This is a genomic window from Paraburkholderia caffeinilytica, from assembly GCF_003368325.1.
Taxonomy (GTDB): Bacteria; Pseudomonadota; Gammaproteobacteria; order Burkholderiales; family Burkholderiaceae; genus Paraburkholderia; species Paraburkholderia caffeinilytica.
Window position 1 is genome coordinate 189,419 of record NZ_CP031466.1, and the last position, 25,635, is coordinate 215,053.

The window sequence follows — 25,635 nt, forward strand, 5'->3', positions numbered from 1 at the left end:
GGATCGCATGACACCGGTCCGCGCTGTAACCCGTACCGGTTCACCTCGACGCCCTCGTCTACGGATGACTACCTGAATCGTTCTCGGCAAGAATAAAGTCGACGAACGTTCGGAGCGGAGCCGGCATATGGGTCCGGCTCGGGTAGTACAGAAACGGCCCGGTGAAGGATTGACACCATTCGCCGAGCACCGGTACGAGCGCGCCTTGCTCTATGGCGGGCCGCAGAAACTCGTCGAACGAATAGACGATCCCCAGTCCCGCGATGGCCGCGCCTCGTTCCAGTTCGATCACGGAGGCGATCATCGGTCCGTTTGGCTCGATCCGCACGACGTCGTCGCCTCGCTTGAATTCCCATGTCGCGAGCACGCCGCTGTCGAAGCGGTGTCCGATACACGCGTGGTTCAGCAGTTCGCCCGGATGTTGCGGTATGCCACGGGCCGCGAGATAGGACGGCGAGGCCGCCGCGACGAAATGTTGAATGCGCGGGCCGATCGGCACGGCGATCATGTCGCGTTCGAGGCGTTCGTCGTAACGGATGCCGGCGTCAAAGCCCGCTGCGAGAATATCGATGAACGTGTCGTTGGTGCCGACGTCCACCGTGATGCCAGGATGAGCGGCGAGGAAGCGCGAGAGGAGCGCGGGCAGGATTTCTCTTGCCGCGATCGACGGAACGTTTAATCTCAGCGTGCCAGTGGGACTTTCGCGAAAGAGGTTCACCGCATCCAGGGCGATGGAGATTTCCCCGAATGCCGGCGCGAGCCGCTCGAAGAGACGCTGCCCTGCTTCCGTTGGCGTAACGCTGCGCGTTGTGCGGTTGAGCAGCCGGACGCCGAGCTGCTGTTCGAGCCTTCGAACCGCTTCGCTGAGCGATGAGGCCGACACGCCCCCCGTCAGTGCGGCATGACGGAATCCGCGCGCCCGTGTCACGGCGACGAACGCTTTCAGATCGGAAAGGTCAGGCTCCTGCATTGTTCGCTATTCCGCACGGGGCATCCAGACTGAGGTGGATTATCGCACGCTGAAAATCGGCCGATACTTCGGGGCAAGCGCCTTTCTTGCGGCGCACCTACCGAGGAACATCATGAAACAGCTTCAACTGGGCAAGACGGGGCCGCACAGCTCCGCCATCGGTCTTGGCTGCATGGGGATGTCGGGCATGTACGGTCCATCCGACCGCGCCGAAAGCATCGCGACGATCCACGCCGCGCTCGAAGCCGGCGTCACGCTGCTCGATACCGGCGACTTCTACGGCTCTGGCCACAACGAAATCCTGATCGGCGAGGCCCTGAAAAGCGCGCCGCCGTCGCGCCGCGACGCGGTGATCATCAGCGTGAAGTTCGGGGCCATGCGCGACCCGGCAGGCGGCTGGTCGCTCAACGATGCGCGTCCCGCGGCGGTCAAAAACTTTCTTGCCTACACGTTGCAGCGACTGGGCGTCGATCATATCGACATCTACCGTCCTGCGCGGCTCGATCCCGCCGTGCCTATCGAGGACACCGTCGGTGCGATTGCCGACATGATCAAAGCCGGCTATGTGCGGTACGTCGGCCTGTCCGAAGTGGGCGCGACGACCCTCCGCCGTGCGGCAGCGGTGCATCCGGTGAGCGATCTGCAGATCGAGTATTCGCTGATTTCGCGCGGCATCGAAGACGAGATTCTGCCGACGTGCCGCGAACTCGGGATTGGCGTGACGGCGTACGGCGTGTTGTCCCGTGGCCTGATCAGCGGCCACTGGAGCAAGGACTCCGCGGGGGAAGGCGATTTTCGCGCCATGAGCCCGCGCTTCCAGGGCGACAACGTCGATCGCAATCTCGCGCTGGTGGATGCGCTTCGCAAGGTGGCTGACGCAAAAGGCGTCTCGGTTGCGCAGATCGCGATTGCGTGGGTTGCGGCGCAAGGCAGCGACATCGTGCCGCTCGTTGGCGCACGCCGGCGCGACCGTCTTGCCGAAGCACTCGGTGCGGCCGATGTAACGCTCAGCGCGGAAGATCTGTCCGCGATTGCACAGGCAGTGCCGATTGGGGCTGCCGCAGGTGAGCGTTACGCGGCGGCGCAGATGGCGCACCTCGACAGCGAAAAGGGGAGTCACGGCCACGCGGGCTGACGCGTGATCCGGTCTCGTGCAAACCGGGTGAGCCACGCCACGCTGAATGCCCTGCGGCGTGGCCTCACCCTGTTGTCAGTGCGTCAGAAGCGGTGGATCAGAAGCGGTGGTCCTGTTCAGTACCCGGCGTGAACGAAACACCACGCAGTACCTCGCCGAAGCCCGCGCTTCGCAATGCGACGAATTTCTCGCGGGTGGCGCCGGCTGCAGTCGTATTCGCAAGCAGGTCGCGAATGGCCACCAGCTTGTTCGGATCGGCGCCCACGTCGCCGTTGCCGCTGATGGTCGACGTCATTGCCCAGAGCGTGACTGTGCCGTCGTTTTCGACGCGGCCGGTCAGGTTGCGCAGCCCATCCGTCGCCGGCGCCCATGGCAGTCCGGTTGCCGTATTGGACCCGGTCGGGTACCCGGGCACCGTGTATTGCTGCCCGAGGTTCAGGCCTGCCTGCAAGGTGTAGGCGAGCGTCCACTTTTTCGCACCGGCGTTGTACACCCACTTCTGCAGACCCGCGCCAGTCTGCGCGGCCGCGTGCGTGTAAAGATCGGCGCCGCCCGTGTAGCCATCGCCTTCGTCCGCGACATAGAGCGTCGTCGCGTTGGCGAACCAGAGGCCGAACGGATAGGAGAGCGTCGTCGCGGTCTTGTTGGGCGTTGACGGGAAGCCGGCCAGCACGCACATATTGTTTGGCAGTCCGTTGGTTTGGACCGTGGCGGCGTCGTAAGCAAGCGGCTTGCTGGGCAACGCCGCGTTCGCGGCCGGCACACCCGTGCCGGACGGGCAGGCTGTTCCAGTGGTATCCACGAAGTACACCGTGTTCACGCCGTTGCTGCCGCTCCCCTTCGTAAAATAGAGGACGTTGTTGAAGACGGTCATGCCCCGGAAGTTATCGTCCTTGCCGATCTTGTCCGCCGGCTTGCCAAGTTCCGTGACGGAAAAGCTTGCGACCGGTGTCGGTGTTCCCGGGTCTTGCTGCGCCTCGTGCTGTTTCGTCGCGTCGATGAATTGCGCGCCGGCGCCGACGATCACGCCGGCCGGTTGCGGGTTGGCGCCGTTACCCGCGTTGCCGGCCGTGTAGAAGAAATCTTCGCCATTGCGGTTGTTCAGAATGGCTGAGCGTCCGTTGTTTCCGCTATAGGCGTTCGTCTCGGTGAAGCGGAAGTGCCCATCGCGGTCGACGCGGGCGACTGCCCGATAGAAGCTCTGCCCGACCGGATTCGTGGGGTCGACGACGCCGGGCGTGTTCGAATTGGAGACATCCAACGTATTGACCGGCGCCACATAACCCATGAAGGTCAGGTACTGGCCGTCGAGCGAAAGGTGCAGGCCGAGTTCCGATTTGGAGCTGAAGCTGGTGACGAGTTGGTCATGTCGCGGCGTTTTCTGCAAACTGTTGGGCACTTCGAGCGAGCTGACCCACTCGCCTGACGGCGTCAACTGATCGAGAAAGATCCGCGAAGTGATGCCGAAGCTGCCGTCATACCCGTCGTTGTTCCACACGTACGGATAGGTGCCGTCGTTCGGCGCGCCAGTGGCCGCACTACAGCCGCCTTGAGTGGCCGCGCAATTCGGCGGCAAGACCGCGCCAACCTGAACGTTGCTTGACTGGTTGTCGTACACGCTTCGGCTTACAACCAGTAATCCTGGTTCAAAGCGGCTGTCACCGCGAAAATCGGACTGCTCGGCATGCGCGTTGAGGGCCGCGGCGCAGAGCACCAGTGCTACCGTGGAAGCCGGCCGGGGGAATGACAGGCGGCGTGTCGCGTTGCAGACGGGAGTCGTTTTCATCTGTAGGTTCCGGTGGGGAGGTGGAAGTTCTTTTCAGACGGACTAGCACGTACAACCCGGTTACCGTAACAACGCATGATGAAGGATTAGTGGCGGCGGCTTCGGTGCAAACCCGCATTGCGTATCCGCCTATCCGCTTCCCCGCTTCCCGTTACTCAACGTACCCAACGTACCCAACGTACCCAACGTACCCAACGTACCCAACGTACACCCAACACAGACGGGAAGCGGATAGTGTCGGCCTCTATTCAGAAAAGTCAGTCGATGCCGACAACGCCTTCCAGGTTTCGGTTTCCTGCGCGACATAGGCATTCTTTTCAGCGATGGCCTTCAGCGTGTCGGTGCCAAGCGGCAGCCGCAGCGGAGGCGTTTGTGCATCGACCAATTCGACCATGGCTGCCGCGAGTTTCTCCGGGTTGCCCGGCTGATTGTGATTCATGCTGACCGCGACCCGGCGAACATTTCCCGACGTCTCGTCATAGTCGGCGATCACGTTCCCGGCGACCGCGAGCGACGATGCGTCGAGGAAGTCCGTCCGGAAGTATCCGGGCTCCACGACCGTTGCGTGAATGCCGAGCGGCTTCAGTTCGGCGTGCAATGCCTCCGTCAAGCCTTCGACGGCGAACTTGGTCGAACAATAGGCGCCGAACCCGGCGACCGACCGATAGCCGCCGATCGACGACATATTGACGATGTGGCCGGCCCGCTGCGCGCGCATCACCGGCAGCACGGCGCGCGTGATATTCAGCAGCCCGAAAACGTTCGTGTCGTACATGCGGCGCACGTCGGCATCGCTGGACTCCTCGATGGCGCCGAGCAAACCGAAGCCCGCGTTGTTGACCAGCACGTCGATCCGGCCGAATCGTTCGACAGCGGCCTGAACCGCGGCCTTCGCCTGATCTTCGCTGGTTACGTCCAGCGCCACGGGAAGGAGAGCCGGCGAGTGACCGAAACGTTCGGCGATCGCCGCGGCATTGCGGCCGGTGGCAACGACCGCATTGCCGTCAGCGAGAGCCGCCTCGGCGATCAGGGCACCGAGGCCGCGCGCCGCGCCGGTGATGAACCAGACGCGCTTGAAGCTGTTGTTCGTGTTGTTAGCCATGATGTTTCTCCTACGATTCGAGTGAAAGTGAACCCATAATAGGAGGGACGATTGGCACAAACTAGACGCCGATTGGTAGACTCATCAGCAACTTTTATTTGCTAATTCCAGCGGCCATGAATGAAGTTCGCGCAATCACGATATTCGTCCGGGCCGCGGCGCTGGGCAGTCTGCGTAAGGCCGCCGTGGATCAGGGCATCTCGCCGCAGGCCGCGAGCCACGCGGTGATGCAACTGGAAAGGGAGCTGGGGGTTCGGCTTTTCCATCGAACCACGCGCAAGCTGAGCCTGACCGAAGAGGGACAAGGGCTTCTGGACAGCGTGAGACCGGCGTTGGCCATCCTGTCGTCGGCACTCGACGACGCGCGGCGGTCAAAAGACGCCATCGCCGGGCCGCTGCGGGTGAGCGCGCCAAGCGCATTCTGGTGCACCGTGCTATGGCCATATTTCCTGGAATTCGCCGAATTGCATCCGAACGTGCAACTGGATGTGCAGTTCGACGACCACTTCACCGACCTCGTCAGCGATCGCGCCGACGTCGGCTTTCGCGGCGGTTCACCGCCGTCGGGCGGCACGATCGCGCGCCGGCTGTTGCCGATCCAACTGATCGTCTGTGCGTCGCCTGCCTATATCGAGCGTCATGGCGCGCCGCGGACCATCGACGAGCTCGACGAGCACCGCTGCACCGGCTATCGGCGGGCGAATACCGGCAAGCAGGCGCCGTGGGAATTCCTGATCGGTGACGAGATCGTCTATCGCGACGTCGCGACAACCTTATGCGTCAACAACACGGACGCGGAGACTCAAGCCGTGCTGGCAGGACTCGCCATCGGTCAACTCGGCAGCTTTTCGGCGGTCCTGCCGATCAGGCGCGGCGAACTCGTTCCGCTGCTCGTCAGGCATGTCACCCAGCGCGAGGCTATCTACATCTACTATCGCCATCGAACCGAGCAGCCGCTGCGCGTGCGGACCTTCATCGACTTCATGGTCGAACGCCTCGCGGGGAACAGGGATTTCTATCTCGAGCCGTCCGAGCTTCGTGCCGCACGTTGAGCGCGTCAGGTTCGTTGGGCCGACAGGCTTCTGAACACGGGCAACGTGCTGCCGCGTTGACGAGCTGGCGAGTTGGTGAGCTGACGTTCGGGCGCCATGCGGCGAGGCGGCTGACAGCGACGCCTTATGTCTTCGGCAACGTGGATTTGCCGCTCCGTTTGCGCGGTTTCGGCTCGACACCCACGCGCGGGTCGCGGGCGAGCACGAGCGCCGTCATCGTTTCGACGGTGGTTTCGAATGCCGGATCGTCTTGCGGCACATAGAGCCATTTTCCAAGCACCGGATGAGGCCGCAAAGCGGGCACTTCTTCAATGAGCGCGGCGTGGCGTTCGTGTGAAGTGCACACCAGCAAGCCATTCCACGGCTTGTCGCGATCGGCGGCAATCAGACACAGCAGGCCGTCGATATAGGCGGCGTCGCTGCCGAACATCCGTTTGCGAATATAGGTTGAATCGCGCTCGAATGCGTCGAAGATCCAGACGAGCGAGTTGCGAATGGAAGAGGGCATCGGCGTGAAATCCCAAGGGGCAATGTGCGATGTTAACCAATGTCGGCTTGCGCTGCATGTGACCGATTGTCGAGCGTCGACCTCGACGTATCTCTGCGCATATTCCAGCGCATATCCCAGCGCATATTCCAGCGCATATTCCAGCTCCGCCCCCTCCGGCAATTCCGTTTCATAAGCGTTTCCTATCGTGCAAGAACGAACCCGTCTTGGCGCGATCGGCAGGGGCGATATACCGTTATAGCCGTGATACAGCGGCGTCATGCCGGGTCGTTTCCGACCTGTACGAGCCCGCTCCCCCTTACTCCCGGAAGCGAAGATCGACCATGTACAAAGCCATCAGGAAGAACCCGTCGGCGGCGCAGGCTGCCGACACGATTCTTAGCGCATTGCGCGACATTCCCGTCTCCGCGCTCAGCGACAACATGCATCGCAACATCGGCAGCGTGGGGCTCCACCCGTATCAACGGCCCGGCAAGAAGACGATGGCCGGCACCGCGGTCACGGTGCGCTCGCGCGGCGGCGATAACCTGACTTACCTGCGCGCCCTGGAGTTTTGCCGTCCCGGCGACGTACTGGTCGTGGACGCGGGCGGCGATCTCAACAACGCCGTGGTCGGCGGCATTCTGTCTTTCTACGCCGCAAGCATTGGCGTTGCCGGCCTGGTCGTGGATGGCGCGATTCGCGATGTCGCGGAAATCCGCGATCGGGATTTTCCTGTTTACGCCCGCGGGGTCACGCACCGGGGGCCGTATAAAGACGGTCCGGGTGAAATCAATGTGCCGGTGTCGGTCGGCGGCATGGTGGTCAATCCGGGCGATATCGTTGTCGGCGATCAGGACGGCTTGCTGGCCATTCCACAGGAAGATGCCGAGCATGTCATTGAAAAGGCGCGTGCCGTTCTGGAAGCGGAAGCCGAAACGATGCGGGCGATGAAGGAAGGCCGCTGGAACCGCGCGTTTATCGATGCGCTCGAAGCGCGATGCAATAACTGAGCACCGCGTAGAGAAGCGCGAAAGCCGACGTCGGCATCGCGACGTCGGCTTTTTTTATGGCTGTTTCATGTTGAAGTTGATGGCCTGCACGCTTCGTTAGCGGGCGCATGGCGATAACGTGGCTTGCCGCGTCATCGCCGCCCTACGTGCGCGATCAGTCGAAGCTCACCAGCACCTTCATCGATTTCGAACGGTCGCCCGCCGTCTGGAACGCCTTGACCGAATCCTGATACGGGAAAATGCCGGAAATCAGGGGCTTCACGTCGATCAATCCCTTGTTCAGCAGCTCGACGGCCACGGCGAATTCTTCGTGAAAGCGGAATGCGCCGCGCAAATCGAATTCCTTGGCGACAATCACATTGATCGGCAAGGCGATGTCGCCACCGAGGCCGACCTGGACGATCACACCGCGTGGCTTGAGCACGTCGAATGCACCGCGCAATGCGGCTGCGTTGCCGCTCGCCTCGAACAGCACGTCGAAGCTGCCTTTGTCGGCGGCGAACGGCTGAAGCGCGTCCGGCGTCTCCGCGATGTTGAGCGCAAGGTCGGCGCCGACTTTTTTCGCGCTGTCGAGCGGCAGCGTGTTCACATCGGTTGCCACGATCATCGCCGCACCGGCTCTGCGCGCAGCCGCCACGATCAACGCGCCGATCGGGCCGCATCCGGTCACGAGCACCCGCTTGCCGAGCAACGGACCCGCGCGCCGAACGGCGTGAAGGGCAACCGAGAGCGGTTCGGCCATCGCGGCTTCGGCATCGCTCAACGAATCCGCCACGACGTGCGCCTGCGAACGGTCGATCACGATCTCCTGCCGGAATGCGCCTTGCACGTGCGGCGTGCGCATGGCGCTGCCGTAGTAGCGCATATCCAGACAGTGATTCTGCAACCCCTGCTGACAGTACTGGCACAGGCCACAAGGCCGGCTCGGGCTGATGGAGATCCGGGTGCCGGCCGGCATATCCGTCACGCCAGATCCCGCGCGCGCGACCGCGCCTGAAACCTCATGGCCGAGCACCATGGGCTCCTTGATGCGGATCGTGCCGAAACCGCCATGATTGAAGTAGTGCAGATCCGAGCCGCAAATACCGCCGGCCCGAACCCGTACGAGCAACTGATTGGCTTCCGGCTCAGGCGTGGGAACGTCCTCGATGCGCAGATCGAGTGGTGCGTGAATGACAAGTGCATGCATGGTGAGGCCCTATAACGGTGAATGCGGGATCAGCACGCTATACGGTAGCGTTTCACGGCCCAATCGACAAAGATCAAAGTTGTCTGGGCCGATAGTCGCCGCTTATGGATGCTTACTCGAGCGCCTTGGTCATGTTCTCGATGACCTTCTTGGCGTCCGAGAACACCATCATCGTTTTGTCCATATAGAACAGATCATTGTCGAGACCGGCGTAGCCGGACGCCATCGACCGTTTGTTGACGATCACGGTGCGCGCCTTGTAAGCCTCCAGAATCGGCATGCCGGCGATCGGCGACGCGGGGTCTGTTTTTGCGGCGGGATTGACGACGTCGTTGGCGCCCAGGACGAGCACTACATCGGTCTGGCCGAATTCCGCGTTGATGTCGTCCATTTCGAATACCTGATCGTACGGCACTTCCGCTTCGGCGAGCAGCACGTTCATATGACCCGGCATCCGGCCGGCCACCGGATGGATCGCATACCGGACGTCGATGCCCTTGTGAGTGAGCTTATCGGTCAACTCCTTCAGCGCATGCTGTGCGCGCGCGACCGCGAGACCGTAGCCCGGCACGATCACCACGGATTCGGCATTGCCGAGCAGGAACGCGGCGTCGTCGGCGGAACCGGATTTGACCGGCCGTTGTTCCCGCTTCGCACCGCTTTCAGTCGCGGCTTCAGCGCCGAAGCCGCCGAGCAGCACGCTAAAGAACGACCGGTTCATCGCGCGGCACATGATGTACGACAGAATCGCGCCGGAAGAGCCGACCAGCGATCCGGCAATGATCAGCATGGGGTTGTTCAGCGAGAAGCCGATGCCCGCGGCGGCCCAGCCCGAATACGAGTTGAGCATCGAGACGACGACCGGCATGTCGGCGCCGCCGATCGGGATGATGATCAGCACGCCCAGCGCGAACGCGATCGCCGTCATAACGATGAAGGGCAACCATGACTGAGTCAGGAAGAACGCGATGCCGAAGCCGACCATCGCAATCGCGAGCGCAAGATTGAGCGCATGCTGCCCCGGATACACGACCGGTGTGCCCTGAAAAAGGCGGAACTTGTACTTGCCCGACAGCTTGCCGAACGCGATCACCGAACCGGAAAATGTAAGCGCGCCGATAAAGGTGCCGATGAACAATTCAATGCGGTTGCCGTACGGCAGTTCGCCGCCGCCTGCGGCCAGTCCGAAAGCGGACGGCTCGGAGACCACCGCGTAGGCAATGCACACGGCGGCCAGCCCGATCAACGAGTGCATGGCCGCGATCAGTTCGGGCATTCTGGTCATCTCGACACGCGCGGCAACGATCGTGCCGATCGCACCGCCGACGATCAGCGCGGCGACGAGCACCGTCAGTCCAAGCATCAGGTCCGAGCCGAGCGATGACGCCTGTTTCGCGATCAACGCGAGCGTTGTCAGAATCGCGAGCGCCATGCCGACCATGCCAAAGGCATTGCCGAGTCGCGCGCTCTTCGGATTCGATAGCCCTTTGAGCGCCTGAATGAAGCAGACGGAGGCGACAAGGTATAACAAGGTGACGACATTCATGCTCATCGCGAGGCTCCGTTGGCTTCGTTGGCAGCCGGTTTCTTTGCGTCTTTTTTCCTGAACATCTCAAGCATGCGGCGCGTCACGAGGAAGCCGCCGAATACATTGACTGCCGCGAGCGCGACGGCACATGCGCCGAACGCTTTGCCGGTGCCGCCCACGGTCAGTCCTGCCGCCAGCATGGCGCCGACAATGACAATGGCGGATATCGCGTTGGTGACGGCCATCAGCGGCGTATGCAGCGCCGGCGTTACATTCCACACAACGTGGTAACCGACGTAAATCGCCAGAACGAAAGTGATGAGATTGGTGGTGGTGTGAGTGATGAGTTCCATTGCGTCTCCTTATGCCGTTTTCAGCATCGAGGCGTCGTGCCCCAGCAAGGTGGCCGCCACGATATCGTCGCCGGTATCGATCTTCGGATTGCCGTTCGTATCGATGATCAGTTTCAGAAAGTCGAACACGTTGCGCGCATAGAGCGAAGAGGCATCCGTTGCGACCATGGCCGGCAGATTCGTATAGCCGGCGATGTGGACACCGTGGCGCAGCACCACGGCATCCGCTTCGGTCAGCGGACAATTGCCGCCGCGCCTGTCGCCCACGCTTGCACCTTTGCCCGCGGCCAGATCGACGATCACCGAACCCGGTTTCATCTCGCGTACGGTCTCTTCGTTGAGCAGCGTGGGGGCTGTGCGCCCCGGAATCAATGCGGTCGTAATCACGATATCCGCGAGCTTCGCCCGCTCGTGGACTAGCGCACTCTGGCGTGCGATCCACGAGGCCGGCATCGGGCGCGCGTAGCCGCCCACACCCTGGGCGGCGTCACGCTCTTCGTCGGTTTCACACGGGACGTCGAGAAACTTTGCGCCCAGCGATTCGATTTGCTCCTTGACGGCGGGGCGCACGTCCGACGCTTCGATCACCGCGCCCAGCCGCTTTGCCGTGGCAATCGCCTGCAGGCCGGCGACGCCCGCGCCGAGAATGAGAACGCGTGCCGCCTTGACGGTGCCCGCAGCGGTCATCAGCATGGGCAGGAAGCGTGGGTACAGGCTCGCCGCCAGAAGCACGGCCTTGTAGCCGGCAATATTGGCTTGCGACGACAGCACGTCCATGCTTTGTGCGCGCGTGGTACGCGGAATCGATTCGAGTGCGAACGCGGACAGGCCGGCGGCGCGAATTCGGGCGACCTGATCGACGTCGAACGGGTTGAGCATGCCGACGAGCATCGCGTCGCGCTTCATGTGCTGCAGCTCGGTTTCTGTCGGGGTCTGTACTTTGAGGACGAGATCGGCGGCGAAGGCTTCGGCCGATTCGACCAGGGTTGCGCCGGCCTGTGCGTAGGCGCTGTCGGGAAAATGAGCACGCTCGCCGGCCGTGCTTTGCACCAGAACGGTATGCCCCTGCGCGGTGAGTTTTTTGACTGTTTCCGGCGTGCCGGCGACACGGGTCTCGCCGGCGCGGCTTTCGGCAGGGATGCCGATTCTCATGGGTGTTCCTCCTGGGATGGATGGGCGGAATGGAATTGGCGGATCGGGGCCCGCCTTTTGATGCTGGGACCGTGCATGGACGATCGGGACAGGGCTGCGCGTCCCGATGCTGTTTGGTCGTCAGAGAGGTCTGTTCGCCGTCAGGAGACGCCGAACAGACCTTCGGTGCCGCAATTTAGAACTTGTGACGCAGACCGATCGTGGCTTCGAACAGCGAGTTGAAGCCATAGAACGGCTGGTTCGAACCGGAGGCCGCGGCGAGGGTCGTCCATGCGCCGGTGAGGTGGTTGTAGTCCACGCCGACATAGACGTCGGTGCGCTTGCTCAGGAAATAGTCGAACGTCGGACCGGTGGTGATGCGCGTGCCGGCCTGACCCGCGTGATGGACGAAGTCGATGTAGAACGGCAGATCGAGCACGAGTGACGGCGTGATGAAGTACTGGACCGCGGTCGAGAAGGAGTCGTTGCGATAGTCTGCCGGATAGACGTGGCTGTAGATATACGAGCCGAATACCTTCGCCGCGCCGAACTTATACGTTGCGCCCGCGGTGAAGATCTTTTGCGAGCTGTCCGGGATCGTCACGCCGAAGTACGTGCTGCCGTAGGTGCTGGTCGCAGGCGTCAGGCCACCGATATCGTTCACGATCTGGTAGGCCGCGCCCACGCTCAAGGGACCATTGTCATAAGAGAGGCTGACGGCCGGCGACGAGTTCTGGTGAACATTCCCCGCTACCCCGCCAAACGTATACGAGCTCTTGAGGGTGAAACCAGCCAGCGTCGGCGAGGTATAGCGCACGGAATTGTCCAGACGGCCGCCGCCGGTCAGCCCGGCGCCCTGAAAGCCGACCGTGCCGGTGTAGTTGGCGAACGCATAGATATCGTGCGTCCATCCCATTTCATGCGCCAGCGTGTATTGCCGGCCCATCGTCAACGTGCCGTAGGACTTGCTGCTCAGGCCCACCAAGGCGGTGCGGCCGAACAGGCGGGCGGCGCCGGACGGCGTGGATTGCTGCGTCACGCCGGTGTTCGGCGTAAAGCCGCCTTCGAGCTGGAAGATGGCGGACAATCCGCCACCGAGATCCTCGGTGCCCTGCAGACCCCAGCGGCTGCCCTGAATCTCGCCGCCGCTACCCATCGTGAAAAGCTTCCCGCCGGATTTGTTCTGGTGGGTGTCGTAACGCACCGCTTCGTCGATGATGCCGTAGAGGGTGACGCTCGACTGCGCGTGCGCGATCCCAGAGATGGCCAGTCCTAATCCGGTTAGTATGCCTAAAGTATGCTTTTTCACGAGTAGATCCCCTTGCAGATTGACGAAAATGGAAAACTCCAAACCGACTGCCGCGTCCTCTTGGCGCGGCATGTCTTTTTTGCAAAGCGACGACGCGACGTATTCACGTCGTCGCTGTACTCTCAGGTCAGTGCGGCGACCGCGGCGGCAATCTTCCGGCAGCCTTCGTCGATGATCTCGATGCTCGTGGCGATCGACATCCGGAAGAAAGGCGAGACGCCATAGGCCGATCCGGCAACCAGCGCGACGCCGGCGTGCTCGAGCAGATACAGCACGACATCCACGTCGCCCTCGATGCGCTTGCCTTGCGGCGTGGTGCGGCCGATCATGCCGCCACAATTGACGTACAGATAGAAAGCGCCGCCCGGCGTTTTGCAGCTGATGCCGGGAATCGCGTTAAGGGCTTCGAGTGCGTGGTCGCGGCGTTCCTTGTAGGTCCGCACGGATTGCTGCACGAATGTCTGGTCGCCGTTCAGCGCCGCGAGCGCCGCGGCCTGGCTGATCGAACAGGCGTTGCTGGTGGATTGGGACTGGAGCGTGTCCATGGCCGCGATCAGGTCGGCGGGGCCGGCGGCGTAGCCGATGCGCCAGCCGGTCATCGCGTAAGTCTTGGACACGCCGTTGACGACCAGGGTGCGCGAACCGAGTTCGGGTTCGATCGACAAGAGGTGCTGCGATGCCTCGCCCTCAAAGCGGATATGTTCGTAGATGTCGTCCATCATCACCAGCACCTGCGGGTGACGCAGCAGCACATCCGCCAATGCGCGCAGTTCGCCGGCGCTATACGTGGCGCCCGTGGGATTGGTCGGCGAATTGATGATCAGCCAGCGGGTGCGGGGCGTGATCGCCGCTTCGAGGGTGGCGGGAGTGAGCTTGAAGCTGTCTTCCTCGGTGCAGGGCACGACGACCGGCACACCGTCGCAGGCGAGCGCCATGTCCGGATAGGACACCCAGTACGGGGCGGGAATCAGGACTTCGTCGCCTTCCTGAACGGTGACGGCGAGTGCGTTGAAGATCGCGTGCTTGGCGCCGCACGTCACGATGACGTGCTTGGGATCGTATGAGAGACCGTTCTCGCGTTGCAGCTTCGCGGCGATGGCCGCGCGCAGCGCCGGCGTGCCCGCCGTTTGCGTATAACGCGTTTCGCCACGCTCCATCGCTTCGAAAGCGGCCTGGCGAATGTGCGCCGGCGTGTCGAAATCGGGTTCGCCGACCACGAGGTTGACGATGGTTTTTCCTTGCCGCCGCAGTTCCGCGGCACGATCGGCCGCAGCGCTGCTCGGCGAAGGTTTGATTCGCTGGACGCGGGCGGCAATTCGCGATGCACTCACACTAGACTCCTCAACGGCATTTGACGAGGCTTCACCTTAAGCGCGCGAAAAAGTTCAAGCCAAGATGACTTTCCGCTGGTGCAATAACATCCACTTATGACGCGACGCTACGCGTGCGCCTCCGGCGCGACCGGCCGAGGTCCATGCGGGAATACGCTGACAGGCCAGGCTTTTTGGTGTTGCAGACGCGTCAGCGGGGTTTTTTAAGCACTGTGCGCGGGGCGGCGCTTGCCCTATCATGGTTGCAACCCCTTAACGTTGAGACGCGACTACCGTGAACCTGCGGCGTTTGAAGTACTTCGTGAAGATCGTCGACATCGGCAGCCTGACGCAGGCCGCCGAAGTGCTTCATATCGCCCAGCCGGCGCTGAGCCAGCAGTTGATCACGCTCGAAGACGAGTTCCAGCAACAGTTGCTCGTGCGCACCAAGCGGGGCGTCACGGCCACGGAGGCGGGCGCGACGCTGTATCGCCACGCCCAGCTGATCCTGCGCCAGTACGAGCAGGCTCAGGCCGACGTGAAGAGCGCCGGCCAGACGCTGTCGGGCCAGGTCTCGGTGGGACTCGCGCCCGGCACCGGCGCGTCGGCGCTGTCGTTGCCGCTGCTGCGCACCGTGCGTGCCCGGCATCCGGACATCCTTCTCTACATCAACGAGAATTTCGGCACGACGCTCAGCGAGCTGATCATGAACGGCCGTATGGACATGGCCGTGCTGTATGGCGATAAGCCCGTGCACGGCCTGTCGTTCCAGCTTCTGATGAACGAGGAACTGTTTCTCGTGGCGCCGCGCAGCATGGGGATCGCGCAGGAGCAGATCGGCGTGACGGAATTGCGCGACGTGCCTTTGCTGCTGCCGCGGCCGTACAACTATCTGCGCAAGTACGTCGACGAGGGTTTTGCACGCGTGCAGATGATCCCCAAGGTCGTGGCCGAGATCGAATCCGCGTCGACGTTGTCGGCGGCGGTGAGCGCGGGGATCGGTGCAACCATCCTGCCCGACTCCACCGCGCGGGTCGTGGCCGCGGCGGGCGACGTCGTGCAATGCCGCATCGTTTCACCCGTCATCAAGATTCCGCTTTCGGTCTGCCTGTCCGACCATTTGCCGCTTTCCGAGCCCGCCGCGGCCGTCAAGGACATCCTGCTGGAACTGGCCGGCGACCTTGCGCTCGACGTGCGCTTCGAGTCCGGCGCCGATACATAAGCGCACCTTATCGCTACAAAGCCAAACCCTCTTGGCGCAATTTTTATGCGCCGGATACATTGAGTCCATCGTCGATCGCTCCGGTTCGCAGTGAGCCGGCGCGACGAGGCTAGCCGTCACGCGGGCGAGGCAACCGGAGATCGAATCGGGTTGCCGTACAGCCCCAGCGGTGCTTCGCGCACGCCAGCCGACCGGCGCGCGTCCAACCGGCTACGGACTCAAAGATGGATCTCCAGAAGATTAAGGCGCTTATCGACCTGTTGGCGGACTCTCCGCTAGCCAAGCTCGAAGTCATCGAGGGCGAGGAACGGGTCAAGCTTGTGAAGGCGAAACGGCGCGGCAAACGGGCCGATGCGCGAGCGGGGGGTGAACGTGCAGCCGCGACGTCCACTCCGGGTTTGCAAGGGAGTCAAGGGGCTCAAGAGGTTCGAGGGGCTCAAGCGCCACTCGCCGAACCTGCGCAATCCGTCGACACCCCCCAGGCAGCGCCGGCAACCGCCAGTGAGCCGCAACTCGTTCGTGCGCCCATGTTCGGCGTCGTGCATCTGACACCGGCACCCGGCGAGGCGCCCTTCGTGAATCCCGGCGACACGATCGAGGAAGGGCAGGTGCTTTGCACGATCGAGGCCATGAAGATGTTCAACGCGATCGAGTCCGAGCTCAGCGGCGCCGTTCTGGAGATTCTGGTGGCGCCGGGCAGCGAAGTGGAATCCGGGCAGCCGCTGTTTCGGATCGGCTGATCGACCATGTTCAACAAAGTATTGATTGCCAACCGCGGCGAGATCGCGCTTCGAATCCAGCGCGCTTGCCGCGAACTGGGTCTTGAAACCGTCGCTGTCCATTCCGAGGCCGACGCCGACGCGCGCTACGTGCGGCTCGCCGACGAGGCACTGTGCATCGGTCCCGCCGCGCCTGGCCAGAGTTATCTGAACCGGGCCGCGATCCTGTTCGCGGCGCACGTGAGCGGCGCGCAGGCGATTCATCCCGGCTACGGCTTCCTGTCCGAGAACGCGGATTTTGCCGCACAGGTCGAGGCCGCCGGCATGGCCTTCATCGGCCCCGAACCCGACTCCATCCGAACCATGGGCGACAAGGTCGCCGCCAAACGGGCCATGCGCGCGGCGGGCGTACCCTGCGTGCCGGGGCCGGACGGCGGTCTGCCGGACGACCCCACGGAGATTCTGCGGGTCGCGGACGAGATCGGCTATCCGGTGATCGTCAAGGCAGCGGGCGGCGGCGGCGGACGGGGCATGCGTGTCGTGCCGGGCCCCGAGCAGTTGCTCGAGGCGGTGTCCGTGACGCGCGAGGAAGCACGCCGCGCCTTCGGCAAGCCCGAACTCTATGTCGAGAAGTTTCTCGAGCATCCACGTCACGTCGAAATTCAGGTCTTGTGCGATACGCATGGCAATGCCCTGTGGCTCGGTTCGCGCGACTGTTCGCTGCAACGGCGTCATCAGAAGGTCCTGGAAGAGGCGCCAGCACCCGGCATCGACCCGGAACTGATCCGGCAAGTGGGCGAGCGCTGCGTCGAGGCCTGCCGGCAGACGAATTACCGCGGCGCGGGCACCTTCGAATTCCTGTTCGAGAACGGCCAGTTCTACTTCATCGAAATGAATACGCGGCTGCAGGTCGAGCATCCCGTAACGGAAATGACGTCGGGCATCGACATCGTGCGCGAGCAGATCCGGATCGCCCAGGGACACGCGTTGACGCTTCGTCAGTCGGACCTTCGCACGCTTGGTCATTCGCTGGAATGCCGGATCAACGCCGAGGACCCGTTCAGCTTCGTTCCTTGTCCCGGGAAAATTTCCGTTTGGGAATTGCCGGGTGGCAACGGCGTGCGGGTTGACTCGCATATGAGCGGCGGCGCGGTCGTGCCGCCGTATTACGATTCGCTGATCGCCAAGGTGATCACGCACGGCGCAACGCGTGAAGAGGCGTTGGCGCGCATGCGCATCGCGCTCTCGGAGATGCGCATCGAAGGCATTCGCACCAACGTGCCATTGCATCGAGCCATGCTCGAGGACGAAGGGTTCTGCGACGGCGGCGTCGATATTCATCATCTGGAGCGTTGGCTCGCAAAGAGGAAACAGACATGACGCTGACTGTCGAGCATGCGTCGATTGCGCACGGGGACGTAGTCGAACGGCTGCGTCCGGATTCACAGAGGACCGCCCTTGCAATGAAACAGGACGAATCGGAGCAGCCGCTTTGCATCAGCATGCTGGGCACGACGGCCATGCTGTTCGAAGCACCGGGCGCGCTCGATCTGCACGCGCAGCGCCGCATCTGGACGCTTGCCCGCGAGGTCGAATCGTGGCCGGGCGTGCGTGAAGCGGTGCCGGGCGTGACCAATCTGATGCTGACGTTTTCCACGCCGCCCGCGGATCCGGACTCGCTCGGCGCTGCGTTGCGCGACGCGTGGGCCGCGGCGGGCGAGTTGCAGATCGAAGGGAAGGTGGTGGAATTGCCGGTCGCATACGGCGGCGAGTTCGGGCCGCATCTGCAGGACGTGGTGAATCACACCGGCTTGTCGGTCGACGAGGTGGTGCAATTGCACTGCGCGCCGCTCTACACGGTCTATGCGCTCGGCAGCCACCCCGGTTACTGCTATCTGGGCGGCATGGACCCGCGCATCGCCACGCCGCGGCGCAAGGTGCCGGTGCTGGGGCTGCCTGGCGGCGCGGTGTCGATCGGCGGGGTGCAGACCGGCGTCTCGGCGTCGACGGGACCGAGCGGCTGGAACACCATCGGTCATACGTCGATGTCGTTCTTCGACCCGGCGCGCGACAACCCGGCCACGCTTGCACCCGGCGACATGATCCGTTTTCGCGTCGAGAGGATCGTTCCATGATCGAGATCTTGTCTTCGGCCGCGCTCGCGACCGTGCAGGACCAGGGGCGTGAAGGCTATCTGCGTTACGGTGTCGGTACGGCCGGCGCGATGGACCGGTTGGCGCTTGCAGTCGGCAATCTGTTGCTCGGTAACCCGGACGACGCGGCCGGCATCGAGATTCCGATGTTTCCCTTCCGTATCCGCTTCCTTGAAGATGTTGCGTTTGCCATCACCGGCGCCGATTGCGCGGCACGCCTGGGCGAGCGGCCCGTGCTGCCGTGGTGGACCGTGCAGGCGAAACAGGGCGAGGTGCTGACAATCGGCGTGCCGGCCAGCGGCACGCGCTGCTACCTGTCGCTCGCGGGCGGCGTGGACGTACCGGTGGTGCTCGGCTCGCGCAGTACGCAATTGCGCGGGCAGTTTGGCGGCTTCAACGGTCGTCAATTGCAGAAGGGCGATGTGCTCAAGGCTGTGGGCCTCGCCGACCGCGTCGCGCCGCAAGATCCTGCGCTCGCGGCGGGATTCGGCACCGTGCCGCCCGAGTACTCGCTGCCGGCTCCGTTGTCGGTTCCAGTCGCCGACGCGGGCGACACCGTGGTGCGCGTGCTGCCCGCCGCGGAATACGATTGCTATCAGCCGGAGTCGCTCGACGCGTTCTGGCGCGATGGGTGGAAAGTGACGCCGCAGAGCGATCGCTACGGATATCGTCTTGCCGGTCCGACACTGATCGCGACGCATTCGATTGAAAAGCGTTCGCATGGGATCGTGCCGGGCGTGATCCAGGTACCGCATAGCGGACAGCCGATCATTCAGCTTCGGGATGCGCAGCCGTCGGGTGGCTACCCGAAGATCGGCACGGTGATCGAAGCGGATTTGTGGCGGCTCGCGCAGGCGCGCATTGGTACGAAGATTCGCTTTGTTCAGACGACGTACACGGAAGCCGTCGCTGCACTGGAAGAACTGGACAGCTATCTCGTCAAGGTGCGCAATCTCGTTGCGCTGTTTCGCCCTTCCCGACACTGAAACACATGACAGAAAAAATTGAAGTGGATATCGGCGAGCTTCGGCAGATTACGTCGTGGCTGGCGGAAGTCGATATCGAGTTCATCGAAATCAGCAAGCCCGGGGCGACGGTTCGGTTGACGATGGAGCAGGCGGCTTGCTCTGCAGAGGTGGATACGCCGGCGCAGGTTTTTTCGCCTGCGGTTCCGGTGGTTCCGGTGGTTCCGGTGGGACTCGCGAGAGGAGTAGAAATCGCGCAGACGCAGGCCGTGAGCATTACCGCGAAGTCGGCCGGCATCTTTCTGTCGGCGCATCCGGCGCGTTCCATGCCGTTAGTCAGCGCGGGCGATCGCGTCAAACCGGGTGACATTGTCGGCTTGCTGCAGATCGCGCAGTTGTGCGTACCCGTGGTTGCGTCGGCGGATGGCGTGGTCACGCGGTTGTGCGTCGCGCATGGCACGACCGTCGGTTATGGAACGCCCTTGCTCGAACTCTCGCCGTCGGCGTAGACGCATATCGATAGATAGAAACTGAGCCGGTGCGGTTGGTTGCGGAGAGCACGGCGCAGACTGCTTAAAGAATGGAGAGTGGATTGTGGAAATCGACCTGAACGCGGACCTGGGCGAAGGCTTCGGTCCGTACCGTATGGGGGAGGACGAAGCGATGCTCGATATCGTGTCGTCCGCCAACGTCGCATGCGGCTATCACGCGGGCGACCCGGTCATCATGGACAAGACGGTGCGCATGGCGCTGGCGCGCAACATCGACGTCGGCGCGCATGTCGGCTTTCCCGACCTGATGGGCTTTGGCCGGCGGCAGATTCAGGCGGACCCGCTTGAACTGGCGAACTACGTGGTGTATCAGATGGGCGCGCTTGCGGGCATCGCGAAGGCGGCGGGACATCGCGTCACGCACATGAGCTTTCACGGCGCGCTGGGCAACATGGCCGCGGCATCGTATGAGCTGGCCGAGCCGCTGGTGCGGGCGCTCGCCGATTTCGATCGCGACCTGATCATCAGCGTGTCGACGAACACGGAAATCGAACGGGCCGCCGATCACGTCGGGATGCGCACGGCCAACACGTTTCTCGCCGACCGTGCGTACGACGATCAGGGCGCGCTCGTGTCGCGCAAGCTGGCAGGCGCGGTCATCAAGGACCGCGCGGCCGTCCTGGCACGTGTCAAAGAGTTGCTCGAAGCCGGCACGATCACGACGATCACGGGCAACAAGCTCAAGGTCGAGGTCCAATCGATCCTGCTGCACGGCGATACGCCCGGCGCTGTCGAACTCGCGCGGACGGTGCGCGACGTGATCGAATCGGCGGGCGGGCGGGTCGTGCCGGTGTCGAAGCTCGTACGCTAGGCGCGCGCCGGCCACGCTGCATCGATCAACCCGCATCGATCAACCCGCATCGATCAACCTGCATTATTGAACCATAAGCCGGCCTTATCGCCACAAAGCCAATCCGTCTTTGCCCCGCGTTTCCCCGGCGTATACATTGACAACAGGCTTGTCGCACGCCTCGAAGGGCGACAGTTCAGAACCACAGATAGAGGTCATTCATGCCGTTTTCAGACTATAAGACCGCGCTGGTGACGGGCGCTTCGACCGGGATGGGTGCTGCGATCGTCGAGCGCTTCTGCCGTGAAGGACTCGAAGTGCATGCGCTCGCCCGTAACGCGGATCGTCTGAATGAGCTGGCCGAGCGAACCGGTTGCATTCCGCACGCGATCGACGTGTGCAATCTGGCGTCCGTGACGAAACTGACGCAGGACGTGCAGTTCGATATCGTCGTGAACAACGCCGGCGTATCGACCAAAGGCTCGATTCTGGACGCCGCGGCCGCGGATATCGACCTTCAGGTGGAAGTCAACCTGCAAGCCGTTCTGCATATCGTGCGGCTCACCATGCCGGGCATGGTTGCCCGCGATCGCGGTCATATCGTCAACATCAGCTCGATCGCGGGGATCTACAACTTCAACGGCAACTCCATTTACTCCGCGACGAAGGCCGGCATCCATGCGTTGTCGCGTCAGTTGCGAGTGGATGCGACCGGCAGGCGCGTGCGCGTGACGGAGATCTGCCCGGGCCGTGTCGCCACCGATATTTTTGGCCACGTGCACGGCGATATCGAAGAGGCGCGCAAGAAGTTCATTGACGGCTTCGAGTTGCCGCAGCCGTCCGATATTGCCGATGCCATCGCCTTTGCGATCGCCGCGCCGCTCGCGGTCAACATCAGCAATATGGAAATCCTGCCCACGCTGCAGGTGCCGGGCGGGCTGACGACGATCAAACGCGATCCGGCCGGCAACGACGAGTAAGTGCGGGCGTGTCATTCGAAGCATGAACGCGCGTTGGCCGAGGTCGCGCGCAACGCGCTGTTTCCCGGCGCTTCGAAGGGGAAGTGCGTGCGCTGCGGTTCGCGCTGATTGATCGGACCGGGCTGCGCGCAACCCCCATCCGCGATTTCGTGATTTCGCGACTATTCCATCGCATTCGTGAAATCTCGACCGCGGTGACCCACGGGTCGGCGCGTTCGGCTAACCCATTCGACTCTCGCGCGACAGTCGCGCGGGAGCGTCACCCGAGTCCAACAAGGAGGTTTTTCATGCGTGCATCGGTACTGGTTACCCGTGCGTCATTTCCGGACATCGTCGACCGCCTGCGCGCGAACTTCGACGTGACCGACAACCCGGACGACACGATCTGGACGCAACCGGAACTGATCGCCCGGTTGCAAGGCAAGGTGGGGGCCATGACGGCCGGTAGCGACCGGATCGACGCGACCTTGCTCGACGCTTGCCCGCAGTTGAAGGCGGTATGCAACATCGGCGTGGGCTACAACAACGTCGACGTGGAAGCCTGCACCGCGCGCGGCGTGCTGGTGACGAACACGCCGGACGTCCTGACAGATACCACCGCCGACTTCGGCTTCGCGCTGATGATGGCCACGGCGCGGCGCATCACCGAGTCGGAACATTTCCTGCGCGCCGGCGAATGGACCAAAACAGGGCGCTACGACATGTTCGTCGGCAGCGACGTGCATGGTTCGACGCTCGGCATTCTCGGCATGGGACGAATCGGGCAGGCCATCGCGCGACGCGGTGCATTCGGCTTCGGCATGCGCGTGATCTATCACAATCGCTCGCAACTGGCGCCGGAAGTCGAGGCGAGTTGTCAGGCACGCTATGTCGACAAGGAAACGCTGTTGCGCGAGTCGGATCACCTGATCATCGTGGTGCCGTACTCGGCCAGCTCGCACCACGCGATCGGCGCGGCGGAGCTCAAGCAGATGAAATCGTCGGCGACGCTGACCAACATCGCGCGCGGCGGCGTGGTGGACGATGCCGCTTTGGCGGTGGCGCTCAACGAAGGCAGCATCGCGGCGGCCGGTCTGGACGTATTCGAAGGCGAGCCGGTTGTTTGCCCGGCGCTTCTCGCGCAAAAGAACGTGGTGCTGACGCCGCATATCGGCAGCGCGTCCGTCAGCACGCGGCGTGCGATGGCCGCGCTTTGCGCAGACAATTTGATTGCCGCCCTGGGTTACGGCGCAGCGGCCGGCAAACCGCCGACACCGGTGAACCCGCAGGTGCTGACGCGCCCGACCGCCACGGCCTGAACGATGACCGGCGCAGCATGTTGCGCCGGCGTTGTTTTACCGTTGTTCGCCGTTGTTTCTCGAGCGTGAGCGCTCCGCTCAAGGAGCGCGCCAACCGATGATGAGGCGCCCACAGAGGCGCCGCATACTGGAGACAAACACCATGCACGACCACGCCTGTTTCGCTGCCCGAAGCTATCCCGATTCATCATTCCCGAAACTTATTGCACCAGAAGAAAGGCCTCTGCAACAGCCTTTTTTTGCGAGCTAGTATCAATTCAACACGGAAGTCAATGACGGCTTCCGGGGGGATGACGATGGTGCCGCGGGTCGAATCAGACCGGGATCATCGCTTCGATCCGAATCATTGGGGCGTGCAACATGAAACTTCATTTTGACCTGGCGACGGTGCTGCGAGGCGACTATGGGGCGCTGTTTCTCCATGGGGTCGAGCTCACCCTCGCCATGGCGGCGCTGGCGTGGATGCTCTCGCTGGTCGTGGGCATTCTTCTCTCGCTGATTCGCCTGACCAACAATCGTCTCGCGACCACCTTCGTCTCGGTGTTCGTGGCCTACCACCGCAACGTGCCGATGCTGGTCCAGATCCTGTTCTGGTACTTCGGCATTTCGAACATCCTCCCCGACTCGGTGCAGGCGCTGCTGAACCACTACAACGGCCAGTTCATTTTTGCGGTCGTGGCGATCGGCTTGTGCAGCGCGGCCTATCTCTCCGAGGATATCCGCAGCGGATTGCGCGCGATTCCCTACGGTCAGTACGAAGCGTCGCGCGCGCTGGGACTGAACTTCCTGAACGGCATGCGTTTCGTCGTGCTTCCGCAAGCGTTGCGCAATGCGATTCCGCCGATGGTCAATCATGCGGTTTTGCTGTTCAAGAACACGAGTCTGGCGATGGCGATCGGCGCGGCGGAGCTGACCTATGTCACCCGGCAGATCGAAAACGAAACCTTCCTCTCTTTCGAGTCGTATTTCGTCGCCACGGCGGTGTATCTCGGCCTCTCCCTCGTCATCATGCTGGGCGGCGCGAAAATCGCGATGCACTACCGCATTCCGGGAGTGAAGTGACATGTTCGACATCCTGCGCGACAACTGGACACTATTGCTCATCGGGCAGTATCCGCATGGCCCGCTAGGCGGCATCGTGCTGACGATATTGCTGTCGCTCTCAGCGCTCGTCATCGCATTTCCCCTGGGTATCCTGGTTGCTCTCGCCCGCATCAGCCCTTTCCGCTTTCTGCGGGCGCCGGCCACGGGTCTCGTCTACATGGTGCGGGGCATCCCGCTCCTGATGGTGATCTTCTGGGTGTACTTTCTCGTGCCCGTTCTGACCGGCTATCCGGTGACAGGCTTCGTCACGATGCTGTGCGCGCTCGTCATCTACGACTCGGCCTATCTCGGCGAAATCATCCGTGCGGGGATCGAGGGGCTGCCGAAAGGGCAGGCCGAAGCCTCGCGAGCGCTCGGCATGAGCTACATGAAGACCATGCGCGCGGTCATCCTGCCGCAGGCGCTTTACAACGTGGTGCCGAGCATGGTCACGCAGTTCGTATCGACGATCAAGGAGACCTCGCTCGGTTACATCATCAACGTCCAGGAAATCTCCTTTGCGGCGGATCAGATCAACAACCGGCTGCTGACCAAGCCGTTTCCCGTGTACCTGATTCTCGCCTTGAGCTACTTCGCGCTGTGCTACGCGCTGACGCAGCTTGCGCAGTATCTGGAGCGGCGCGTGACGCGCAAGCGGGCCGGTGCCGTATCGAAGACCCAGAAGGCGGGCGCCGTTGCGCTGACCGATCCGCTGCCCACCGAGAATTAGGCGCTCAATCACTTCGAGGTATTTCGCATGATCAAGTTTTCCAGCGTCAACAAGTGGTACGGCGAATATCACGCTCTCGTGGACGTGAACGCCGAAGTTCGCAAGGGCGAAGTCGTGGTGGTCTGCGGGCCGTCCGGATCGGGCAAGTCGACGTTGATTCGCACCGTCAACCGGCTCGAGGAGATCAACCGTGGGCAGATATTTTTCGACGGTCAAAACATTCATGACAAGAAGCTGGGGCTGAATGCGTACCGCAGCCGCGTCGGCTTCGTGTTTCAGCAATTCAACCTGTTTCCGCATCTGTCGGTGCTGGATAACATCACGCTTTCGCCGATGCGCGTGAATGACCTCAAGCGCGCGGATGCCGAACGCAAGGCGGCAGATTTGCTCTCGCGTGTCGGTCTGTCGAACAAGGCCAGTGCCTATCCTCCGCAATTGTCCGGTGGTCAGCAGCAGCGCGTCGCGATTGCGCGAGCGCTGGCGATGGATCCGCCGGCGATGCTGTTCGACGAGCCCACCAGCGCACTCGATCCGGAGATGGTCGGCGAAGTGCTGAACGTGATGAAGAGCCTCGCGCAGGACGGCATGACGATGATGTGCGTCACGCATGAAATGGGTTTCGCACGCGAGGTCGCCGATCGCGTCTGGTTCATGGACGCAGGCAAGATTCTCGAAACGGCGGAACCGGAGGAATTCTTCCTGCGCCCAAAACACGCACGGGCGCAGCGATTCCTGTCCGATCTTCGTACGCATTGAGACCGGCAGAGCGGTACTGCTTC

At 62.7% G+C, this 25,635-nt stretch carries 25 protein-coding genes; 15 read left to right on the plus strand and 10 right to left on the minus strand.

What is annotated here, in order from left to right; all coding sequences use genetic code 11:
* Positions 1 to 58: 58 nt before the first annotated feature.
* Positions 59 to 970, minus strand: a complete 912-nt coding sequence (locus DSC91_RS00890; RefSeq protein WP_115776396.1) for a LysR family transcriptional regulator — start codon at positions 968 to 970, stop codon at positions 59 to 61.
* Between the two features lie 112 nt (positions 971 to 1,082).
* On the opposite strand from DSC91_RS00890, the gene DSC91_RS00895 reads away from it, so the two are divergent.
* Positions 1,083 to 2,105 carry an aldo/keto reductase gene (locus DSC91_RS00895; RefSeq protein ID WP_115776397.1) on the plus strand — a complete coding sequence of 341 codons (1,023 nt, stop codon included), beginning with the start codon at positions 1,083 to 1,085 and terminating at the stop codon, positions 2,103 to 2,105.
* Between the two features lie 97 nt (positions 2,106 to 2,202).
* Here the strand turns inward: DSC91_RS00895 and DSC91_RS00900 are convergent, their stop codons facing one another.
* A complete protein-coding gene (locus tag DSC91_RS00900) occupies positions 2,203 to 3,891 on the minus strand; it encodes a hypothetical protein (RefSeq protein WP_115776398.1) in 1,689 nt (562 codons plus the stop codon).
* Between the two features lie 244 nt (positions 3,892 to 4,135).
* Positions 4,136 to 4,993 carry an oxidoreductase gene (locus tag DSC91_RS00905; protein ID WP_115776399.1) on the minus strand — a complete coding sequence of 286 codons (858 nt, stop codon included), beginning with the start codon at positions 4,991 to 4,993 and terminating at the stop codon, positions 4,136 to 4,138.
* Between the two features lie 116 nt (positions 4,994 to 5,109).
* On the opposite strand from DSC91_RS00905, the gene DSC91_RS00910 reads away from it, so the two are divergent.
* Positions 5,110 to 6,045 carry a LysR family transcriptional regulator gene (locus DSC91_RS00910; protein ID WP_115776400.1) on the plus strand — a complete coding sequence of 312 codons (936 nt, stop codon included), beginning with the start codon at positions 5,110 to 5,112 and terminating at the stop codon, positions 6,043 to 6,045.
* A 124-nt stretch (positions 6,046 to 6,169) separates the two neighbouring features.
* On the opposite strand, the gene DSC91_RS00915 is transcribed toward DSC91_RS00910, so the two are convergent.
* Positions 6,170 to 6,553, minus strand: coding sequence for a hypothetical protein (locus DSC91_RS00915; protein WP_115779630.1), 384 nt, complete (start codon positions 6,551 to 6,553; stop codon positions 6,170 to 6,172).
* A 323-nt stretch (positions 6,554 to 6,876) separates the two neighbouring features.
* On the opposite strand from DSC91_RS00915, the gene DSC91_RS00920 reads away from it, so the two are divergent.
* On the plus strand, positions 6,877 to 7,545 hold the full coding sequence (locus DSC91_RS00920; RefSeq protein WP_115776401.1) for an RraA family protein: 669 nt from the start codon (positions 6,877 to 6,879) through the stop codon (positions 7,543 to 7,545).
* Between the two features lie 154 nt (positions 7,546 to 7,699).
* Here the strand turns inward: DSC91_RS00920 and DSC91_RS00925 are convergent, their stop codons facing one another.
* The 6 genes from DSC91_RS00925 to DSC91_RS00950 all read right to left on the minus strand — a co-directional run bounded on the left by DSC91_RS00925 (position 7,700) and on the right by DSC91_RS00950 (position 14,386).
* Positions 7,700 to 8,734 (minus strand): L-idonate 5-dehydrogenase, encoded by a 1,035-nt coding sequence (locus tag DSC91_RS00925; protein ID WP_115776402.1) that lies wholly within the window; start codon positions 8,732 to 8,734, stop codon positions 7,700 to 7,702.
* 112 nt (positions 8,735 to 8,846) lie between these two features.
* Complete coding sequence (locus tag DSC91_RS00930) at positions 8,847 to 10,286, minus strand: NAD(P)(+) transhydrogenase (Re/Si-specific) subunit beta (RefSeq protein WP_115776403.1); 1,440 nt, start codon at positions 10,284 to 10,286, stop codon at positions 8,847 to 8,849.
* On the minus strand, positions 10,283 to 10,615 hold the full coding sequence (locus DSC91_RS00935; protein WP_115776404.1) for an NAD(P) transhydrogenase subunit alpha part 2: 333 nt from the start codon (positions 10,613 to 10,615) through the stop codon (positions 10,283 to 10,285). The genes DSC91_RS00930 and DSC91_RS00935 overlap by 4 nt, the downstream gene beginning before the upstream one ends.
* Before the next feature lie 9 nt (positions 10,616 to 10,624).
* The gene (locus tag DSC91_RS00940; protein WP_115776405.1) at positions 10,625 to 11,767 is read right to left on the minus strand and encodes a Re/Si-specific NAD(P)(+) transhydrogenase subunit alpha; all 1,143 of its coding nucleotides are present in this window, start codon (positions 11,765 to 11,767) and stop codon (positions 10,625 to 10,627) included.
* Positions 11,768 to 11,942: 175 nt separating this feature from the next.
* Positions 11,943 to 13,055, minus strand: coding sequence for a porin (locus DSC91_RS00945; protein ID WP_229758310.1), 1,113 nt, complete (start codon positions 13,053 to 13,055; stop codon positions 11,943 to 11,945).
* Between the two features lie 122 nt (positions 13,056 to 13,177).
* Positions 13,178 to 14,386 (minus strand): aspartate transaminase, encoded by a 1,209-nt coding sequence (locus DSC91_RS00950; protein ID WP_115776407.1) that lies wholly within the window; start codon positions 14,384 to 14,386, stop codon positions 13,178 to 13,180.
* A gap of 274 nt (positions 14,387 to 14,660) precedes the next feature.
* On the opposite strand from DSC91_RS00950, the gene nac reads away from it, so the two are divergent.
* From nac to DSC91_RS01010, 12 genes are all read left to right on the plus strand, one after another.
* Complete coding sequence (gene nac, locus DSC91_RS00955) at positions 14,661 to 15,587, plus strand: nitrogen assimilation transcriptional regulator NAC (RefSeq protein ID WP_115776408.1); 927 nt, start codon at positions 14,661 to 14,663, stop codon at positions 15,585 to 15,587.
* Positions 15,588 to 15,811: 224 nt separating this feature from the next.
* Positions 15,812 to 16,327, plus strand: coding sequence for an acetyl-CoA carboxylase biotin carboxyl carrier protein (locus DSC91_RS00960; protein ID WP_115776409.1), 516 nt, complete (start codon positions 15,812 to 15,814; stop codon positions 16,325 to 16,327).
* A 6-nt stretch (positions 16,328 to 16,333) separates the two neighbouring features.
* Complete coding sequence (accC, locus tag DSC91_RS00965; RefSeq protein ID WP_115776410.1) at positions 16,334 to 17,686, plus strand: acetyl-CoA carboxylase biotin carboxylase subunit; 1,353 nt, start codon at positions 16,334 to 16,336, stop codon at positions 17,684 to 17,686.
* Between the two features lie 83 nt (positions 17,687 to 17,769).
* The gene (gene pxpB, locus DSC91_RS00970; protein WP_229758324.1) at positions 17,770 to 18,441 is read left to right on the plus strand and encodes a 5-oxoprolinase subunit PxpB; all 672 of its coding nucleotides are present in this window, start codon (positions 17,770 to 17,772) and stop codon (positions 18,439 to 18,441) included.
* Positions 18,438 to 19,445, plus strand: coding sequence for a 5-oxoprolinase subunit C family protein (locus DSC91_RS00975; protein WP_115776412.1), 1,008 nt, complete (start codon positions 18,438 to 18,440; stop codon positions 19,443 to 19,445). The genes pxpB and DSC91_RS00975 overlap by 4 nt, the downstream gene beginning before the upstream one ends.
* A gap of 5 nt (positions 19,446 to 19,450) precedes the next feature.
* Positions 19,451 to 19,933 carry an acetyl-CoA carboxylase biotin carboxyl carrier protein gene (locus DSC91_RS00980; RefSeq protein WP_115776413.1) on the plus strand — a complete coding sequence of 161 codons (483 nt, stop codon included), beginning with the start codon at positions 19,451 to 19,453 and terminating at the stop codon, positions 19,931 to 19,933.
* 85 nt (positions 19,934 to 20,018) lie between these two features.
* A complete protein-coding gene (locus DSC91_RS00985; RefSeq protein WP_115776414.1) occupies positions 20,019 to 20,786 on the plus strand; it encodes a LamB/YcsF family protein in 768 nt (255 codons plus the stop codon).
* A gap of 200 nt (positions 20,787 to 20,986) precedes the next feature.
* Positions 20,987 to 21,745, plus strand: coding sequence for an SDR family oxidoreductase (locus DSC91_RS00990; protein WP_115776415.1), 759 nt, complete (start codon positions 20,987 to 20,989; stop codon positions 21,743 to 21,745).
* A gap of 287 nt (positions 21,746 to 22,032) precedes the next feature.
* On the plus strand, positions 22,033 to 23,043 hold the full coding sequence (locus DSC91_RS00995; protein ID WP_115776416.1) for a 2-hydroxyacid dehydrogenase: 1,011 nt from the start codon (positions 22,033 to 22,035) through the stop codon (positions 23,041 to 23,043).
* Positions 23,044 to 23,403: 360 nt separating this feature from the next.
* Positions 23,404 to 24,105, plus strand: coding sequence for an amino acid ABC transporter permease (locus DSC91_RS01000; RefSeq protein ID WP_115776417.1), 702 nt, complete (start codon positions 23,404 to 23,406; stop codon positions 24,103 to 24,105).
* A 1-nt stretch (position 24,106) separates the two neighbouring features.
* Positions 24,107 to 24,856, plus strand: coding sequence for an amino acid ABC transporter permease (locus DSC91_RS01005; RefSeq protein ID WP_115776418.1), 750 nt, complete (start codon positions 24,107 to 24,109; stop codon positions 24,854 to 24,856).
* A 27-nt stretch (positions 24,857 to 24,883) separates the two neighbouring features.
* Positions 24,884 to 25,612: an amino acid ABC transporter ATP-binding protein gene (locus DSC91_RS01010; RefSeq protein ID WP_115776419.1), complete on the plus strand. Its 729-nt coding sequence runs from the start codon at positions 24,884 to 24,886 to the stop codon at positions 25,610 to 25,612.
* Positions 25,613 to 25,635 lie beyond the last annotated feature (23 nt).